Source organism: Candidatus Methylomirabilota bacterium, from assembly GCA_035315345.1.
In the GTDB taxonomy this organism is placed as follows: domain Bacteria; phylum Methylomirabilota; class Methylomirabilia; order Rokubacteriales; family CSP1-6; genus CAMLFJ01.
Map to the genome: position 1 here is coordinate 1 of DATFYA010000181.1, position 17,935 is coordinate 17,935.

Annotated in this window: 19 protein-coding genes; 16 read left to right on the top strand and 3 right to left on the bottom strand. The window is 70.3% G+C overall.

Features of this window, described 5'->3' with window-relative positions; genetic code table 11:
• From VKN16_23060 to VKN16_23075, 4 genes are all read left to right on the top strand, one after another.
• Nucleotides 1-529: helix-turn-helix domain-containing protein (locus VKN16_23060; protein ID HME97092.1), on the top strand; the 529-nt coding region annotated here is incomplete at its 5' end.
• A 100-nt stretch (nucleotides 530-629) separates the two neighbouring features.
• On the top strand, nucleotides 630-1,877 hold the full coding sequence (locus VKN16_23065) for an MFS transporter (GenBank protein HME97093.1): 1,248 nt from the start codon (nucleotides 630-632) through the stop codon (nucleotides 1,875-1,877).
• Between the two features lie 155 nt (nucleotides 1,878-2,032).
• On the top strand, nucleotides 2,033-2,869 hold the full coding sequence (locus VKN16_23070) for a cytochrome c (protein ID HME97094.1): 837 nt from the start codon (nucleotides 2,033-2,035) through the stop codon (nucleotides 2,867-2,869).
• Nucleotides 2,870-2,921: 52 nt separating this feature from the next.
• On the top strand, nucleotides 2,922-3,398 hold the full coding sequence (locus tag VKN16_23075; protein HME97095.1) for a cytochrome c: 477 nt from the start codon (nucleotides 2,922-2,924) through the stop codon (nucleotides 3,396-3,398).
• A gap of 131 nt (nucleotides 3,399-3,529) precedes the next feature.
• On the opposite strand, the gene VKN16_23080 is transcribed toward VKN16_23075, so the two are convergent.
• Nucleotides 3,530-4,474, bottom strand: coding sequence for a septal ring lytic transglycosylase RlpA family protein (locus tag VKN16_23080; protein ID HME97096.1), 945 nt, complete (start codon nucleotides 4,472-4,474; stop codon nucleotides 3,530-3,532).
• Between VKN16_23080 and VKN16_23085 the strand changes: the two genes are divergently transcribed.
• Together VKN16_23085 and VKN16_23090 are read left to right on the top strand one after the other, a co-directional pair.
• On the top strand, nucleotides 4,443-4,640 hold the full coding sequence (locus tag VKN16_23085) for a hypothetical protein (GenBank protein ID HME97097.1): 198 nt from the start codon (nucleotides 4,443-4,445) through the stop codon (nucleotides 4,638-4,640). The genes VKN16_23080 and VKN16_23085 overlap by 32 nt on opposite strands.
• A gap of 7 nt (nucleotides 4,641-4,647) precedes the next feature.
• The gene (locus VKN16_23090; protein HME97098.1) at nucleotides 4,648-5,475 is read left to right on the top strand and encodes a cytidylate kinase family protein; all 828 of its coding nucleotides are present in this window, start codon (nucleotides 4,648-4,650) and stop codon (nucleotides 5,473-5,475) included.
• 10 nt (nucleotides 5,476-5,485) lie between these two features.
• Here VKN16_23090 and VKN16_23095 read toward each other — a convergent pair whose 3' ends face one another.
• Entirely contained in the window at nucleotides 5,486-6,688 is a 1,203-nt protein-coding gene (locus VKN16_23095; protein HME97099.1) for a Do family serine endopeptidase, read from the bottom strand.
• A gap of 89 nt (nucleotides 6,689-6,777) precedes the next feature.
• Between VKN16_23095 and VKN16_23100 the strand changes: the two genes are divergently transcribed.
• Both VKN16_23100 and VKN16_23105 read left to right on the top strand, forming a co-directional pair.
• Nucleotides 6,778-7,674, top strand: coding sequence for an SPOR domain-containing protein (locus VKN16_23100; protein HME97100.1), 897 nt, complete (start codon nucleotides 6,778-6,780; stop codon nucleotides 7,672-7,674).
• Nucleotides 7,675-7,720: 46 nt separating this feature from the next.
• On the top strand, nucleotides 7,721-8,095 hold the full coding sequence (locus VKN16_23105; protein HME97101.1) for a response regulator: 375 nt from the start codon (nucleotides 7,721-7,723) through the stop codon (nucleotides 8,093-8,095).
• Here the strand turns inward: VKN16_23105 and VKN16_23110 are convergent.
• Nucleotides 8,092-10,161 (bottom strand): CHASE2 domain-containing protein, encoded by a 2,070-nt coding sequence (locus VKN16_23110; GenBank protein HME97102.1) that lies wholly within the window; start codon nucleotides 10,159-10,161, stop codon nucleotides 8,092-8,094. The genes VKN16_23105 and VKN16_23110 overlap by 4 nt on opposite strands.
• A gap of 61 nt (nucleotides 10,162-10,222) precedes the next feature.
• Here VKN16_23110 and VKN16_23115 point away from each other — a divergent pair, with 61 nt between their 5' ends.
• The 8 genes from VKN16_23115 (at nucleotide 10,223) to trpA (ending at nucleotide 17,785) form a co-directional block, all read left to right on the top strand.
• Nucleotides 10,223-10,633, top strand: coding sequence for a hypothetical protein (locus VKN16_23115; GenBank protein HME97103.1), 411 nt, complete (start codon nucleotides 10,223-10,225; stop codon nucleotides 10,631-10,633).
• Between the two features lie 12 nt (nucleotides 10,634-10,645).
• Complete coding sequence (locus VKN16_23120; GenBank protein HME97104.1) at nucleotides 10,646-12,043, top strand: sigma-54 dependent transcriptional regulator; 1,398 nt, start codon at nucleotides 10,646-10,648, stop codon at nucleotides 12,041-12,043.
• Nucleotides 12,044-12,082: 39 nt separating this feature from the next.
• A complete protein-coding gene (galU, locus tag VKN16_23125; protein ID HME97105.1) occupies nucleotides 12,083-12,946 on the top strand; it encodes a UTP--glucose-1-phosphate uridylyltransferase GalU in 864 nt (287 codons plus the stop codon).
• 131 nt (nucleotides 12,947-13,077) lie between these two features.
• On the top strand, nucleotides 13,078-14,295 hold the full coding sequence (locus tag VKN16_23130; GenBank protein ID HME97106.1) for a nicotinate phosphoribosyltransferase: 1,218 nt from the start codon (nucleotides 13,078-13,080) through the stop codon (nucleotides 14,293-14,295).
• A gap of 4 nt (nucleotides 14,296-14,299) precedes the next feature.
• Nucleotides 14,300-15,085, top strand: coding sequence for an indole-3-glycerol phosphate synthase TrpC (trpC, locus tag VKN16_23135; protein HME97107.1), 786 nt, complete (start codon nucleotides 14,300-14,302; stop codon nucleotides 15,083-15,085).
• The gene (locus VKN16_23140; protein HME97108.1) at nucleotides 15,082-15,702 is read left to right on the top strand and encodes a phosphoribosylanthranilate isomerase; all 621 of its coding nucleotides are present in this window, start codon (nucleotides 15,082-15,084) and stop codon (nucleotides 15,700-15,702) included. Before trpC ends, VKN16_23140 begins: the two co-directional genes overlap by 4 nt.
• Nucleotides 15,699-16,955 carry a tryptophan synthase subunit beta gene (gene trpB, locus VKN16_23145; protein HME97109.1) on the top strand — a complete coding sequence of 419 codons (1,257 nt, stop codon included), beginning with the start codon at nucleotides 15,699-15,701 and terminating at the stop codon, nucleotides 16,953-16,955. Before VKN16_23140 ends, trpB begins: the two co-directional genes overlap by 4 nt.
• Nucleotides 16,952-17,785, top strand: a complete 834-nt coding sequence (trpA, locus tag VKN16_23150; GenBank protein HME97110.1) for a tryptophan synthase subunit alpha — start codon at nucleotides 16,952-16,954, stop codon at nucleotides 17,783-17,785. Before trpB ends, trpA begins: the two co-directional genes overlap by 4 nt.
• Nucleotides 17,786-17,935 lie beyond the last annotated feature (150 nt).

The window sequence follows — 17,935 nt, forward strand, 5'->3', positions numbered from 1 at the left end:
GTTGGTGGAGCATTTTCTGCGGAAGTTTGCGGCGGCGCACCACAAGCGGGTGCCACGGCTGACGGCGGGGGCGCTGGAGCTGCTGGTGGGGGCGGAGTGGCCGGGCAACGTGCGGCAGCTGGAGAACTGCATCGAGCAAGCGGTGGTGCTGAGCGAGCGCGACGTGATCGACGTGGACGTGCTGCCCATCGGCGAGGCCACCGGCAAACGTGGCGGCGAACCGCAGAAGCCGGGGCTGCCCGCCGGTCTCACCCTGCGGGACCTGGAGCAGCAGTACATCCTCCAGACTCTCGGCACGGTGGGCGGCAATCGGACGCAGGCGGCGCGCCTGCTCGGGATCAGCCTCCGCTGCCTGCAGTACAAGCTCAAGGCGTATCGCCACGCGGAGACCATGGGGCGGCCCGACGGGAGCGCACCCGAGGCGTCGCGCATCGTGCCGCCGAGCGGCGGCGCGCGCCGGCACGTCTCCGTCTCCTCGATCAACGACGTGCACTCCGTGGGTGATCGTCGTCGCATGCTGATGTCCTGATCGCGCCGGCGGCCCTGCGGGGCCGCCTCGCGCTCCTTGTCCGGGACGCCGTCCCCGAGTATCCTCGGCGGTTGTGACCCCAGCGCGTCCCGATGACGGCGTGGCGTTCGCGCGCCGTCACGTGCGCCACAACGTAGTGGCGCTCGCCGCCGACTTCGGCCTCTTCCTCGTCGGGCTCTCGTTCGTCTCGCAGAGCACGGTGCTCCCCGCCTTCGCCGCGCAGCTCGGCGCGTCGAATCTCGTGATCGGCGCCATCCCGGCGCTCATGACTCTCGGCTGGAACCTGCCCTCGCTGTTCGCGGCCGGCTACACCGAGTCGCTCGCCCACAAGCTGCCGTTCGTGCTCCGCTACACGGTCTGGGAGCGCGTGCCGTTGCTCTTGCTCGCCGCGGTGGCCTTCTTCGTCGCGCCCCCCGCGCCGGCGGTCGCGCTGGGCCTGCTGCTGTCCATGCTGTTGCTGATGACCAGCGCGGGTGGCCTCCTCATGCCCGCGTGGATGGACATCGTCGGCCGCACGGTGCCCACGACCCTGCGGGGCCGCTTCTTCGCGGTCTCGAACCTGCTGGGTGGGCTGGGCGGTCTGCTCGGCAGCGTGCTGACCACGTGGATCCTCGCGCGGTTGCCCGCCACCGACGGCTACGCGATCTGCTTTTTGGTGTCGGCGCTGTTCATGGGGCTGTCGTACGTGGCCTTGTCGCTCGTGCGGGAGCCGTCCACGCATTCAGACGGGGCGGCCGCGCCGCCGCTCGGCGTCTACCTGCGCCGCGTCGGTCGCGTGCTGCAAGGGGATCGCAATCTGGCCTGGTTTCTCCTCGCCCGCGCGCTCAACTCGGTCGGGATGATGGCCACGGGCTTCTTCACGGTGCACGCTCTGCGATCCTTCGACGCCCCCGACTGGGCGGTCGGCGTGTTCACCACCGCGCTGATCGCCGGGCAGATGGCGGGCAACCTGGTGCTGGGCGTGGTGGCCGACCGCGTCGGCCATCTGGTATCGCTCACCATCGGGCTCGGGGCCCTTCTGCTCGCGAACCTGGCGGCGCTGGTCGCGCCAACGCTCGAGGTGTTCCTCGTCGTCTTCCTGCTGCAGGGCGTGCAGTCGGCCGCGATCAGCGTATCGGGGCTCAACGTGCTCCTCGAGTTCGCGCCGGGCCCGGCGGCGCGGCCCACCTACGTGGGCCTCGGGACGACCCTGCTCACCCCGGTCGCCTTTGGCGCGCCGCTGATCGCCGGGATGATGGCCGATACCTTCGGCTTCCGGGCCGTGTTCGCCACTGCGGCCGTGGGGGCCATGGTGGCGCTGGCCCTGCTGATGGCTCGCGTGCAGGAGCCGCGGCACCGGGTCTCGTGACCGGGCCCGGCTCCCGGCAGCGGGGTCCCGTGGTACTTTCGGTCATGCTCAGGACCACGCGGGAACCCCGGACTCCCCTGGATTGTTTGATGCCACGACGTGAGATGCGGCCCGTACTGTGTCGTTCGGCAGGAGTGCTCTTCCTGATGCTGGCCATGGCGTCGACATCGGCGGCCCAGAGCCAGGAGCAGATCATCCGGGGCAAGTACGTATTCGGCGCGGCGGCCGGTTGCGCGTGCCATACGGCGCCGAAGCAGCCACTCAACGCGGGCGGACGCAAGTACGACGGACCTTTCGGCACGGTCTATTCGTCGAACATCACCCCGGACCCGAGCACCGGTATCGGCAGCTGGACGGACGATCAGATCATCACCGCCATTCGGTCCGGCCGCCGGCCGAACGGGGAGCGACTGATCCCCGTGCATCCCTACACGGTTTTCAACGGCATGGCCGAGCAGGATCTGAAGGACGTGGTGGCCTATCTTCGGTCGGTGCCCCCGGTGAACAAGCCGACGCCGGCCAAGAAGATCTCGGTGCCCATGTTCGAGAGCGTGTTCCTTCCGGCCTGGCTCGCGACCTTCGCGCCCCGCGAGACCCCTCCGCCGTCGGCGCCCACGTCCGGTATCGAGCGCGGCGAATACCTGGTCCGCGCGGTGTCCCACTGCGGTGAGTGCCACACTCCGCGGACCGTGACCATGGCCACGGACAACAGTCGATTCCTCGCCGGCAATCCGAAGGGCAAGGGGCCCGAAGGGTCCGCGGTGCCGAACATCACGCCGGACCGCGAGACGGGAATCGGGGGCTGGACCGAGGAACAGATCAGCGACTACCTCGAGACCGGCAACCGGCCGGACGGGGACGTGGCGGGTGGACTGATGCTGGAGGTGATCCAGGGCTCGTCGGCAGGTTTCAAGGACCTCACCAAGGCCGATCGCCTGGCGATCGCGAAGTACCTCAAGTCGATCCCGCCCATCAAGAACAAGATCGACTAAGGCGACCCGTACCAACCGGCCGGAGCCGCCCCGGCCCTCCACAGGAGGCGACATGAACGCACGACTCAGACTTGGAGCCAGCGCAATCGTCATCGGCGCGCTGGCCATGGGCATCGCGGCCGGCTGCGCAGGCAAGTCCATGTCGAAGGGCAGCGGGGACGTGGTGGCTGATCGGCAGCGGTTGATGAAACTGCAGGGCGCCAGCTGGATGGACATCCAGGCCAAGGCCAAGGCGGGCAACATCGAGGCGATCGCGGTGAACGCGGAGACGCTCACCATGACCGCCCACCAGATCCCGGCCCTCTTCCCCGAGGGCTCGCTCACCGACAAGTCCAGGGCCAAGCCCGAGATCTGGCAGAAGTGGTCGGAGTTCCAGGCCGCGGCCAAGAACCTCGAGACCGAGGCCGAGAGGCTGCGCGACGCCTCGCGGGCCAAGAACGCGGAGCTCACCCAGTCCATCGTCAAGGATTTCGTACGGAACGCCTGCGACACGTGCCACACGCCATTCCGCCAGCCTCCTCGGCGGTAGCCGCGCTGCTAACGCGTTCCTTCTGCATCTGACGTGTGGGGCGGCGTCGTCCTGCCCAGGGCGCCCGGCCCGGTTGCTCGTCTGCCGCCGAGCTCCTCGTAGGGCAACTGGCCGGGGCGAGCGGGCCTGGTTTAGCGAGCGGCGACGAGCAGAGGGAAGCGGCGGGCCGCGAGGGGCTGGGCCGCGGTGCGAGCCTGCATGGGAGTGGAGTACGACCCGAGGTCGACGCGGTAGACGCTCTGGTCGGCCACGGTGACCTCGCTGACCGTGGCAACACCGCCCACCTCCCGACGCTGGGCCTCGGCCTTGGTCCGATCGGTGAAGGAGCCATCTTCCACGGTAAGCCCGCCTTCGGCCGCAGGAGCCTCGACCTTGCCGGCCGGCAGCGAGATGACCCGGAGGCGGACCGGGAAGACACCCTCGGTGGCGACGCCGAGCTGTCGCGCCGCCGCGTACGAGACATCCAGGATCCGACCTTTGACGAACGGCCCGCGGTCGTTGATCCGCACTTCGGCGGTCCGGCGCGTGTCCCGATTGGTCACGAGTAGCCGCGTGCCGAAGGGCAGGGTCTTGTGCGCCGCTGTCATCTGGTTCATGTCGTAGAGCTCCCCGCTGGCGGTTCGGCGTCCGTGGTGGGGGGAGCCGTACCATGAGGCAAGCCCAACCTCCTCGATCCCGAGGGCGGGTGGCTCGGGCGGCGTGCTGACGACCGGTGGCGTGCCGACGACCGCGCGGGAGCAGCCGGTCAGGACGGCCAGGGCCGACAGGGCTACCAGGACTGGGAGCCTAGGAGCTCGCATGACTCCATCGTGCCACACCGCCGCCCCGGGTGGGCCAGGCGGGTGGGCTCGACCCAATCCGCCGTCGCCCCCTTGTCTTGGTGGGACTTTCCTGATACTCAAGTAGCCCACCGTCCTCGGGTCCGGCCCCTCGAGGGCCAGGAAGACATGGCGCATGGCGACAATCATCAAGACGACCGTCGCGACCCGGCTCACTGATGCCACCTCCGCCGCGTCCGCTGGCATCGGGCGGTCCGCCTGATCCATGCGGCTCAAGCGCGAGGACGTGGAGCGCATGATGCAGGAGCGGCCGGCGGGCAGCACGCTCGAGGAAGCGCTCGACGTCTTCGAGGTCTTCGCGAGCGGCAGTCTCGCCGACGAGGTCTACGTGCTCGACGACGTCTCGGGCAAGCGCATCGCCATCGCTCCCGCCGCGTTGAAGGTGAAATACCGGAAGGAGTGACCACATCATGCCTATCGTCACGATTTCTCACGAGATCGGCGCGGGTGGCCCGGAGATCGGGCAGCAGCTGGCAGACCGGATGGGCTACCGCTACGTGGATCACGAGCTCATCTCGGACGCGGCCCGGCGCTACGGGCTCCTGGAGGAGAAGCTCTCCCACCTCGACGAGTCCAAGCCGTCGCTCTTCGAGCGGTTCGACGCGGAGACCCGGCGATACATCACGGTCATCCAGACCGCGCTGTACGACTTCGCCGAGCACGACAACGTGGTGCTCATGGGCCGCGGCGGGCAGTGGCTGCTGCGCGGCATCCCGCACGTCCTGCGGGTGCGCGTGATGGCCCCGTTCGACGTGCGCGTCAAGCGGCTCGGCAAGAAGCTGGCCGGACCCATGGGCGAGCAGACGAATCCCCGCACGGTCACCGAGCTGGTGCGTCGGGATGACGCCGAGAAGGCCGGCCGCATGCGCTACCTCTACGAGGTGGGCATCACCGATCCCGCGCTCTACGACCTCGTCATCAACACCGAGAAGCTGTCGGTGGCCGCCGCGGTCGGTCTCATCGGCGGGGTGCTGGGACAGACCGAGCTGGCCACGACGCCGGCGGCCGCGCAGCTCGTGGCCGATCGCTCGCTCGCCTCCCGCGTGCAGGTGGCGCTGGCCACGCATCCGGAGACGCGGCGCTACCGCATCACGGTGGAGGCGCGGAGCGGCGTCGTCACCCTCGAAGGCACCGCGGCCATGGACGAGGCGACCGACGTGGCGCGCGGAGTGGATGGGGTGCGCGACGTGAAGATGCGGCAGATGGACATGCCGCCCATCCCGCCCTTCGTCGCCTAGGCCTAGAGCGTCAGGGCTTCAGGGGAGCGGGAGCCGGGCCCGGACGGCGCGTGGCGTCGTCCGGCACCTCGGCGATCGTCACCGCCACGTCCATCTTCTGCTTCTTGCGGATGACCTGAAGCGTGATGCTGCGTCCCACCCGGGTCTCCGCGACCAGCCGCTGCACGTGGCGGTAGTCCTCTACCGGGATCTTGTCGTACGCCACGATGACGTCGCCCTGCTGCAGGCCGGCCTGCGCGGCCGGGCTGCCCGTGATCGTCGAGCCGACCACCGCGCCGTTGGTTCCGCCGACGCCAAGGCTCTGCGCGAGGTCGGGGGAAAGCGGCTGAAGGGCCACACCCAGCCACCCGCGTACCACCTTGCCCTTGTCGACGAGCTGATCGACGACGCGCTTCACCATGTTGATGGGAATCGCGAAGCCGATGCCCTGGCCGGCGGCCACGATGGCGGTATTGACGCCGATCACCTGCCCCTTGAGATTGACGAGCGGGCCCCCCGAGTTGCCGGGGTTGATCGAGGCGTCGGTCTGAATGAAGTTTTCGTACGTGGCGATGCCCACGTCCGAGCGCCCCGTCGCGCTGATCACGCCCACCGTGACCGTCTGGTCCAGGCCGAACGGGTTGCCGATCGCGATGGCCCACTCGCCCACGCGGAGAGCGTCCGAGTTGCCCATCGGCGCCACCGTGAGCTCGTGGTCGGGCTGGAATCTCACCACCGCCAGGTCTGTTTTGGGATCGGTCCCGAGGATCTGTCCGCGGTATTCTCGTTTGTCGGAGAGCCGGATGAGGATCTCGTCGGCTCCCTTGACGACGTGGAAGTTGGTGAGGACCAGACCGCGCTTGTCGATGATCACGCCGGAGCCGAGGCCGGGCCGGCGGAACTCGGAGCGCGAGTCGGGGCCCTCGGAGCCGAAGAACTGATTGAAGAAGTCGCGGAAGAAGGGATCGTCGTTGCCCTGGGGCAGGTTGGGGCCGCGGCGAGACTTCGCACGCTGGATCGTCCCCAGGTGCACCACCGCCGGGCGCACGTGCTGCGCCACGTCGACGAAGCCGGTCTGGAGGGTCTCGGCCAGGGCCACGCCGGCCGCGGCCTGGGGCGTGGACGGGACGACGGTCGAGCTGCGACCGATGCGATCCCGGAGGAGGTATCCGCCGCCCGCCGCGACCAGCAGCAACGCGACGATCACGAGGATCAGTACCGGCCGGCGGCTCATGTATGTACTCTACCAGGGCAGCCCTGCAGCACCGGGCGCCGAGGCCACCGGATCATAGCGAGCGGCATCTTCGACTGTCAAGGAAGCCGGTGAGATACCGCCACGTCTGGCCCGGACTGCTCCTGCTCGCGGCGCTCGGGCTCCTGCTCGCGGGGCTGGTGAGATGGGGCGATCACTTCCTGTCGCCCGGGCCCACCGGGGGCATCCATCGCCTGCTGCAGCTCTGGGCCGCGTCACGGCCCGGCGACGAGCTGGCGGCGGCGCCGGTGAGCGCCGGGACGGCCTCCGTCGATCCGGCCGCCCCGCCGCAGGTGTCTTTGCCTTCGATGCCCTCGACCGCGGAGGCGCCGGCCTCGCCGGTGACGCCTCCGTCCGCGGTGCCGGCCGCTTCGCCATCCTCCGATCTCACGCCGGTCGTCGCGCTCCCGGATGCGACGGGCTCGCCGCCGGGGGCCGAGATCAAGACGCCCATGGCCGATCGAGCTGACGAGCCACGCGCCGGCGCGCCACCCGCCCCGGCTCCGCCGCCGGTGCGCTACGCGCTGGCCCTGGGCACCTTCGCGGTCGCCGACGATGCAGAGCGGGTGGAGACCAAGCTGAACCAGGCCGGCTTCTCCACCGTGCGCTTCCGCCAGCAGGCCTCCGCGAAGCTGTTCTCGGTTCACGTCGGCTCGCTCAAGGATGCCGACGAGGGCCAGGCGACCGTCGAGCGGCTGCAGCGGGAGGGCTATGGTCCGGTGGCCGTGCTCACCGGACGGAGCGGCCCGACGGTGCGGGTCGGCGATGCCATGCCGCTGCGGATGGCGGTCCAGCTGGCCGAAAAGCTGCGTGCCGCCGGCCTGGACGCGCGCGTCGAGGCCGAGGCCACCCACGCCGGGCAGGTGAGCCTGCGCCACGGCAACTTCGCCTCGCGGGACGAGGCGGAGGCGGCGAGTCGCGAGGTCGCCCGGCTCGGCGTGCCCAACGAGGTGATCCAGATCCGCTGAATGAGGCAGTTTGACCGAAAAATGCGCCGGAGAGTAGTATCGGCACATGCAGGTCAGCAAGATCCTCGTGGTGGACGACGAGCCGGAAGTCCGCAAGCTCATGGAGCACTTCCTCACGGACCGGGGCTATCAGGTGCGTCTGGCCGCCAATGGCCGGGAGGGGCTCGCCGCGATCGACTCCTTCGCCCCGGACGTGGTACTGCTCGACATGCACATGCCGGAGATGGACGGCCTCGAGACCCTGAAGGAGCTGGCGGTGCGGGCCCCCGGCCTGCCCGTCATCATGGTCACGGTCAACGAGGACGTGCAGACGACCTCACAGCTCCTGCAGCTGGGCGCCGCCGACTACGTGCCCAAGCCCTTCAACCTCGACTACCTCGAGCAGGCGATCAACATCCAGCTGTCCGCCGCCCGCGACTAGCCTCCAAGCCGGTTGATCAGCGCCTCGACGGCGGCGCGCGCCTCCGTCGAGACCTCCACGAAGCGTAGCCCCGCGGTGTCCTTGCGGGCCCACATCACCTCGGCGCGGTCGATCGTCAGCGTCCGATCCGGCCCCCCGACAGAGAGCTGGAGCGTCAGCAGCTCGCCGCGCTCGAGCCGACGGGGCACCCCATGGATGGCCAGCCCGGTGCGGGAGAGATCGCTCACCTCGGCGACCACGGTCAGCTCGCCGTCCGAGAGCGACACGCGGCCATCCATCGGCCGGCGAGGCTCGCGCCGCGGCTCTCCGGGGACGACCGCATAGATCTTTACCGGGATCACCTTGCCCTTCACCGTGACCTCGCCCAGGTCGCGGGCGCCCAGGTGATCGCGCACCTCCGCGTAGGTGGCCTCGCTGATGATGATGGGCACGCTGAAGTCCTTGGTCAGCCCCTCGAGCCGCGACCCCAGGTTGATGGTGTCGCCGATGGCGGTGTACTCGAGCCGCTGCTCGGAGCCGATGGTGCCCACCACCGCGTCGCCGGTGTGGATGCCGACTCCGCAGGCCAGCGTGCCGCCGTAGCGCGCCGCGAAGCGCTCGGCCAGCGGCTGCAAGCGCTCCTGGAACTCCAGCGCGGTGCGCACCGCGCGCAGCGCGTGGTCGGGCGCCTCGAACGGCACGTTGTAGAGCGCCATGATCGCGTCGCCGATGTACTTGTCGACGGTGCCGCCGTGGTTGAACACCGCCTGGGTCATCACCGTGAGGTACTCGCGCAGGAATGCGACCACCTCTTCCGGGGGCATCTTCTCCGACATCGAGGTGAAGCCCCGGATGTCCGAGAAGAGCACGGTCATGCGGCGCCGGTTCGCGGCCAGCTTGGCGTCGTCCTTGTGGCGCACGATCTCGGCGACCACGTCCGGCGAGAAGAACCGCGAGAGGCGGCGCTTTTCCCGCTGCTCCTGGGCGAAGTTCTTCGCCACCGTGCCGGTATAGCTGACGAGCAGGGCCAGCGGCACCGGCACGACCTCCACCCAGAGGCGGCCCCACGCGAAGGCGCCGTGGGTCGCGCCGAGATACGCGATCGTCGCGCCGGCCACGAGCCCGAAGGCGGCCAGCGGGCGGAACGCGGTGGCGGCCCACGCGGCCAGGGCGCCCGCGACGATTCCGAGCACCGGGACCAGCCAGTGCGGCGCCCGACGCAGGGGAATGCCCCGCAATATCGTCTCGAGCGCGTGCGCGTGAATCTCCACCCCCGGCATGAGGGTCGTCGCGGCGAACGGGGTCGGGAAGATGTCGTGCAGGGTCGGGGTGGTGGCGCCCACCAGCACGATCTTGTCCTTGAAGACCTCGGGGGGAATCTCGCCGGTCAGGACGCGATGGTAGGCCACCATTGGAAACGTCTTCGGCCCGCCGCGGAAGTTGATCAGCAGCTCACGTCCCTTCGGGGGGCCGCTGTGGGCGAGTCCGGCCTTCTCGGCCAGCCGGTAGATCTGCAGGTCGAAGCCCGGCCACTCCCGGCCCTGGAAATCGCGGGTGAGCGTCGCCCGGCGCACGAAGGCGTCGGCGTCGGTGTCGTAGTCGGCCGAGCCGAAGGCGGCTTGGCCGCGCACCTCGGGAATGGGCGGGTTCAGGCCCTGCTTGACGAACGACGGGTCGTCCACCGTGGTGAACGCGGCCGCGAGCACGATCCGGTCCCGAAGCCGGTGCACCGACGCTCCGAGCGCCTCGTCGTCGGCGGGGCCTCGGGAGGACGGCTCGGTGAACAGGATGTCCATGCCCACCGCGGCCGGTTGCCCCTGCGCCAACGCATCGAGGAACCGGGCGTGGACGGCGCGCGGCCACGGCCAGACCATGTTCAGCGCGTCGAAGGAGTCCTCGTCGATCTTGACGACGACGATGGGGCACTCGGGCGGACGCGGCCCGCGAAGAGTGAACTGCGCGTCCAGCGCCTTGAGCTCGGCGATCTCGAAGAAGCCGAACAGGTTGAAGGCGGCCATGGCCACGACGGCCAGGCCGACCAGGCTTCCGGCGAGGAGCAGGCGCCAGGGGACGGCGAGGAATCGCACCGCTCAGAGCCTAGCACAACGGAAGTTGCCGCCGCCGCGGGGAAAAGTCTACACTCGACGCATGCGCGTCCGCCCGTTGCTCCTGACGTGCTTCTGGGTCGCGGTCTTCCTCTGGGTCGGATACAACGGCATGCAGGCGGTGTCGTCGTATTTCAGGGTCAACGACGTCGCCGAGCAGGCGTTCCGCGAGGCCTCCGACAAGCAGCGGCAGCGCAACCCCGGTGAGATCGTCTCCGCGGACCTCATGGCCGATCTGCGCACCGGGCTGCTGGCCGGCACGCGGCGGGCCGGCCTCGACGTGGACCCGCAGAGCGTGAAGATCGTGGCAGACGGCGCGCTCGTGCGCCTCGACGTGAGCTGGACCTATCGGACCGAGCCCCTCAACCTCTGGGGCTTCGACACCGCGGTCCCGGTTCCGATCTGGCTGGGCCGGAGCTTCGATCCTCAGCTGGGGACCCGCCGGATCTTCTGAGGCGGGGCGGGCATGGCCGAGCGCATCGTGATCGCGGAGGACGACGAGGACCTCGCCTTCGTGCTGCGCGAGGCGCTCCGCCGGCAGCGCTACGAGATCGAGGTGTCCCCCACCGCGGGCGGCCTCCTCGAGCGCCTCAAGAGCAATCCCTACGATCTGATCCTCCTCGACGTGCGGCTGCCCGACATGGACGGCCTCGACGCGATCCCCAAGTGCCGTGAGCTGGCGCCGGACACGCCGATCATCGTGATGACCGCGCACGGCACCCGCGAGACCGCGATGGACGCGATCACGCGCGGGGCCTACGACTTCTTCACCAAGCCGCTGAAGATGGACGAGTTCCAGGTCGTGGTCTCCCGCGCCCTCGACCGCCGCCACCTGCAGAAGCAGGTCAAGGCCCTGCGCGAGAGCCAGCCGAGCGGGCTCGAAGGCCTCATCGGCCAGGGCGAGGTGCTGAAGCGGGTGGTGGAGATGGCCCATCGCGCGGCGCCCACCGATCTCACCGTGCTGATCCAGGGCGAGAGCGGGACCGGCAAGGAAGTGCTGGCCCGGGCGATCCACCGCCTCAGCGCGCGCAAGGACGGGCCGTTCATCCCGGTCAACTGCGCGGCGATCCCGGAAGGACTGCTCGAGTCCGAGCTGTTCGGCCACGAGCGGGGCGCCTTCACCGGTGCCGTCCGCGCGCGTCCGGGACGCTTCGAGCTGGCCCGCGAGGGCACGCTGTTCCTCGACGAGATCGGCGACATGCCGATGTCGATGCAGGCCAAGATCCTGCGCGTGCTCCAGGAGCGCGAGTTCGAGCGAGTGGGCGGCACGAAGACCATCACCGCCGACGTACGGGTGATCGCGGCGACCCACCGCGACCTCGACGCGGCGGTCAAGCAGGGCACGTTCCGCCAGGACCTCTACTACCGGCTCCAGGGGGTGGGCATGTACGTGCCGCCCCTGCGCGAGCGCATCGACGATCTGCCGTTACTGATCACCCACGTGCTCGCCCGCGCCGCCGAGCGGCTCAATCGCACGCCCGCGACCGTGTCGCCCGAGGCGCTGCGCTGCCTCTGGACCTACGCGTGGCCGGGCAACGTACGCGAGCTGCAGCACGTGCTGGAGGGCGCGATGGTGCTCTCCGACGGCGTCATCCGTCCCGAGCACCTGCCGCCGGCGATCCAGCGGGCCTCGCAGGCCGCGCCCGTCACGGAGCCCGCGCCGGCCCCGGCCCTGACCGGGTCGCTCGACGACGCGCTCGAGACGTGGGAGCGACGGATGATCCTGGACGCCCTGCAGCGGACGCACGGAGTGCAGGCGCGCGCGGCCAAGCTGCTCGGCGTGTCCGAGCGGAGCCTCTGGTACCGCATCAAGAAGCTCAGCATCCAGGTCCGGCCGCCCGAGGACGACGCGCCACCCGCCTGACCCGTTTCCTTTCCGGAGTGCCTCGTGTATGGTCAGGGCATGAACGTCAAGAAGGCCGTCTTCCCCGTGGCCGGACTCGGGACCCGCTTCCTGCCCGCCACCAAGGCGCAGCCGAAGGAGATGCTGCCGCTGGTGGACAAGCCGACCATCCAGTACGTGGTGGAAGAAGCGGTCTCCTCGGGCCTCGAGGAGATCATCCTGGTGACCGGACGACACAAGCGGGCGATCGAGGATCACTTCGACGCGGCCTTCGAGCTCGAGTACTACCTGCAGGACCGCGGCAAGATGGAGGAGCTGGCCCAGATCAAGACGATCTCGGAGCTGGCCTCGGTGTCGTACGTGCGCCAGAAGGAGCCGCTGGGTCTCGGCCACGCCATCCGGTGCGCGCGCCCGCTGGTAGGTGACGAGCCCTTCGGCGTGTTCCTGGGCGACGACATCATCGTCTCCCGCGTGCCCTGCATGCGCCAGCTCCTGGACGTGTTCGAGCGCCACGGGGGACCGGTGCTCGCCGTCATGCGCATGCCGCGCGAGGAGATCGGCCGCTACGGCGTCATCGCGGCGCGGGGCCTCGGCGCCAACGTCTACGAGGTCCAGGATCTGGTCGAGAAGCCGGACCCGCGCGACGCCCCGTCCGATCTCGCCATCATCGGCCGGTACGTGCTCACGCCCGACCTGTTCCCGATCCTCGACGAGACCATGCCGGACTCGCGAGGTGAGATCCAGCTGACCAACGGCCTGCGCGTGCTCCGCGGACGGCGGCCCATCTACGCGGTCGAGTTCGAGGGCAAGCGTTACGATACCGGCGAGAAGCTGGGCTTCCTCAAGGCCACCGTGGAGTTCGCCCTGGCCCGGCCCGACCTGTCCGATGCCTTCCGCGAGTACTTGAAGGACCTCCGCCTGTAGCGGCTCCAGAAAAACCCTTTCCTGAACGCTAGTTTGGCCGCAGCCGGAACCTCCCGGTCAATTGACATGCCCGAACCTTTCTGGGACAATCCGTGCACTTTATTTCCGGGCCGGGAGGTGTCGGCATTCCCATGAAGAGCCAGCCCAAGCGCGCCTTCCACATCGCTTCCGAGCCCGAGATCAAGGCGGGTGAGGTCTCCGACGTCTACTTCGATCGCACCGTCGAGATCCTGCGGGCCCGGCGACTCGACAAGCGCGTGAAGGCCGAGATCCGCCTCAAGAGCTTCCCGCAGCCCGACTGGACGTTCGGCGTGCTGGCGGGCATCGAGGAAGCCGCGGCCCTGCTCGAAGGCCTGCCGGTGGACGTCTCCGCGATGGACGAGGGAACGCTCTTCGGCCCCGAGGACACGGTGCTGGTCATCGAGGGCATCTATCCCGAGTGGGCCAAGTACGAGACCGCGCTGCTGGGCCTGCTGTGCCAGGCCTCCGGCATCGCGACGAAGTCGGCCCGCTGCAAGCGCGCCGCGGGGGACCGGCAGGTCATCTCGTTCGGGGCGCGGCGCATGCATCCCGCGCTGGCCCCGATGATCGAGCGCAACGCGTTCGTCGGCGGCTGCGACGGCGTCGCGGTCACCAAGTCGGCCGAGCTGATCGACGCCGATCCCACCGGCACCATCCCGCACGCCCTCGTCCTGCTCTTCGGCGATACGGTGGAGGCCCTGCGTGCTTTCCACGACGTCATCGACCCCAAGGTGCGGCGGGTCGCCCTGATCGACACCCTGCAGGACGAGAAGTTCGAGGCGATCCGCGTCGCGCGCGCCCTCGGCCGGGATCTGTACGCGGTGCGCCTGGACACGCCCTCGTCGCGCCGCGGCGACTTCTTCAAGATCCTCGAGGAGGTGCGCTGGGAGCTGGACCTGCGCGGGTTCGAGCACGTCAAGATCCTGGCCTCGGGCGGCATCGACGAGTACGAGATCCTCAAGCTCAACCCGCTGGTGGACGGCTACGGGGTCGGCACCTCGATCGCCAACGCCCCCGTGCTCTCCTTCGCCCTCGACATCATGGAGATCGAGGGCGAGCCGATGGCCAAGCGCGGCAAGCGCTCGGGAGCCAAGCAGGTCTGGCGCTTCCCGGGCACGCTCGAGAACGTGGTCCGCCCCGCGCAGGCGCCCGCGCCGGTCGACGCCGACGGCCGGCGCGCCGAGGCGCTGCTCAAGCCCCTGATCGCGGGCGGCCGCGTGGTCCGGGATCTGCCCCCGCCGCGCACGCTGCGCGAGTACGTGATGGAGCAGATGGCGCGCATCGACATCACGGCGGCGCGGGAGCGCGGGCTGCGCGGCGACTACTAGCCGCATGGGCGTCCTCGATGAGATCGTCGCCCACAAGCGCACCGAGCTGGTGGGACACAAGGCCGGGCGTCCGCTCGCCGCGCTGGTGGCGGCCTGCCGCGGCCTGCCGCCCGCCCGCGACTTCGAGGCGGCTCTTCGCCCGGGCGCCGGGGAGCGGATCCGGCTGATCGCCGAGGTCAAGCGCGGCTCGCCCTCTCGCGGCCTCTTCCGCGCCGATCTCGATCCGGTGACCCAGGCGACGAGCTACGCGGGGGCCGGTGCGGCCGCCGTCTCGGTGCTGACCGACGCGAAGTACTTCCACGGCAGTCTCGACGATCTCGTCGCGGTCCGCGCGGCGGTGCCGGTGCCGGTGCTCCGCAAGGAGTTCATCGTCGACGAATACCAGCTCTGGGAGGCGCGCGCGGCCGGCGCCGACGCCGCGCTCCTGATCGTGGCCGCGCTGGACGACGCCGCGCTGGGCGATCTGCTCTCGGCGGCCAAGGGCGTGGGCCTGGCCGCGCTGGTCGAGGTGCACACCGCGGCCGAGCTGGACCGGGCCCTGCGGATGGACGCTCCCGTGATCGGTGTCAACAACCGCGACCTCCAGACGCTGACGACGAGCCTCGAGCCGTCGCTGGCCCTGCTGCCCCACATCCCGCCCGGGCGTCTGGCGGTGAGCGAGAGCGGGCTCGCCAGCGGGGCCGACGTGGCGCGCGTGGCGACGGCGGGAGCCCACGCGGTGCTGGTCGGCGAGACGCTCCTGCGAGCCCCGGACGTCGCGGCCACGGTGCGCGAGCTGTCGCTGCGATGAGGATCAAGATCTGCGGGATCACCCGCGCCGCCGACGCGCGCCTCTGCGTGGAGTGCGGGGTCGACGCCCTCGGGTTCATCTTCGTGGAGCGCACCCCGCGTTACATCACGCCCGACGCGGCGGCCCGCATCGTGGCCACCCTGCCGCCCTTCGTGACCCCGGTGGGTGTGTTCTGGGATCACGCGGCCGGTCACGTGAAGGCGGTGGCCGAGCAGTGCGGGCTGGGCGCCCTGCAGTTCCACGGCGAGGAGTCGCCCGAGGACCTCCAGGACTACCGGTTGCCCGTGATCAAGACCCTCAAGGTGGCGGTCGGCGCGGATCTGGCCCGCATGGCCGGCTACCGGGTGGCCGCGTTCCTGCTCGACTCGCCGTCGCGGTGGAGCGAGGGCGAGGCGCGCCCGCCGATTCCCTGGGACGTGGCCGCGGACGCGGCCCGCCGACACCCGGTGCTGCTCTCGGCGGGACTCACGCCCGACAACGTCGCGGAGGCGGTGCGGCGGGTGCGCCCCTACGGGGTTGACGTGAACTCGGGAGTCGAGGCGAGCCCCGGCCGCAAGGACGAGTCACGCGTGCGGCGGTTCGTGACCGAGGCGCGCGCGGCGGAGGACAGGCGGTGAGCCGGGCCCGGGTGCGGCCGGCGTCGCTGCCCGACGCGAGCGGCCACTTCGGCCGCTTCGGCGGCCGCTTCGTGCCCGAGACGCTCATGCAGCCGCTGATCGAGCTCGAGGCCGCCTATCGGGCCGCGAAGGCGGACGCCGGCTTCCGGCGGCGGCTGCGCGGGCTGCTGACCTCTTACGCGGGCCGCCCCACCCCGCTCTACTTCGCGGAGCGCCTCACGCGGCACGTGGGCGGCGCGCGCATCTATCTCAAGCGCGAGGATCTCTGCCACACCGGCGCGCACAAGATCAACAACGTCCTCGGCCAGGCTCTGCTCGCCCAGCGCATGGGCAAGTCGCGGGTCATCGCCGAGACCGGGGCGGGCCAGCACGGCGTGGCCTCCGCCACCGCGGCCGCGCTGCTGGGCCTCGAGTGCGAGGTGTACATGGGCAGCGTGGACGTGGCGCGCCAGGCGCTCAACGTCTTCCGCATGCGCCTGCTCGGCGCGCGGGTGGTCCCGGTGGAGAGCGGCTCCCGCACGTTGAAGGATGCGGTGAACGAGGCGCTGCGAGACTGGGTCACCAACGTCCGCACCACCTACTATCTCCTCGGCTCGGTGATGGGTCCGCATCCGTACCCGATGATGGTCCGCGATTTCCAGCGCGTGATCGGCGAGGAGGCGCGCGGCCAGTCCCGCCGGCTCGCCGGTCGGCTGCCGGACCTGGTGGTGGCGTGCGTCGGTGGCGGGTCCAACGCGATCGGGCTCTTCTGGGCCTTCATCGACGATCGGCGGGTGCGCATCGTGGGCGTGGAGCCGGGGGGTCACGGCATCAAGACCGGGAAGCACGGAGCGTCGCTCAGCTCGGGCGCGGTCGGCGTCCTCCACGGCAGCATGAGCTACCTGCTGCAGAACGACGATGGGCAGGTGGCCGAGGCCCACTCGATCTCGGCCGGCCTCGACTACCCCGGCGTCGGGCCCGAGCACTCCTACTACAAGGACGCCGGGCGCTTCGAGTACGTCTCGGTGACCGACGCGGAAGCCCTCGAGGGCTTTCAGGCCCTGACCCGGCTCGAGGGCATCATGCCCGCGCTGGAGTCCTCGCACGCGGTGGCCTACGCGATGCGGGCGGCCGCGCGCATGAAGAAGTCGCAGGTCGTGGTGATCGGGCTCTCGGGCCGAGGCGACAAGGACGTGCACACGGTGGAGCAGGCCCTCGGCGAGCCCGCGACGAATGGCCACCGCGGCAGCGCCCACGACGCCGGCCGATCATGACCCGCTCGGTGCCCACTCGCCGCACGCCGTCGCGGCTCGACGCGACCTTCGCCGCGCTTCGCGCCCGCCGCGAGCGCGCGCTGGTGCCCTACTTCACGGTCGGCGACCCGTCGATCGCGGCGACGCGGCAGCTGGTAGTGGAGGTGGCCCGCCGTGGCGCCGACGTCATCGAGCTGGGCATCCCGTTCTCGGATCCCCTCGCGGACGGGCCGGTGATCCAGCGCGCCACCCAGCGCGCGCTGGCCGCGGGCGTGACCCTGCCGCGCGTGCTCGAGATGGTGCGCGAGATGCGCGGTGAGGTCTCGGTCCCGCTGGTGTTCTTGACCTACTACAATCCGATCCTGGCGTTCGGCCTCAAGGCCTTCTGCCGGACCGCGGTGGAGGCGGGCGTCGACGGGGTCATCGTCGCCGACCTGCCGCCGGAGGAAGCGGCACCGCTCCAGGCGGAGGCGGAGCCGGCCGGGCTCGACCTCGTCCACCTGGTGGCGCCCACGTCGACGCCCGAGCGCATGCGCCGCATCGCTCGCGCGAGCCAGGGCTTCATCTACATGGTTTCGCTGACCGGGGTCACCGGCGAGCGGGTGGCCGTGGCGCCCGAATTGACCCAGCAGCTGCGCGCGCTGCGCGCCATCACCACCCGGCCGATCTGCGTGGGTTTCGGGATCTCCACCCCCGCACAGGCCATGGAAGTAGGTCGAGTGGCCGACGGCGTCATCGTGGGTTCGGCCATCGTGCGACTGGTCGAGCAGCACGGCGGCACCTCCGACCTGCTGGCCCGAGTCGGCGACTTCATCGCCGCCCTGAAAGCGCCCCTCCGAGCGACCCACTGACCCCCGCGGGCTGTCCGCGGCCTGGGGGAGTGCGGGGGCCATGTCGGGGCCCTCGCATTGAACAGACGAGTGCGGGGGCCATGTCCGGGCCCCCGCATTGAACAGAGCAGCGGATTCGAGTGCCCGGATGCAGCGGGTGGCATAGGATAG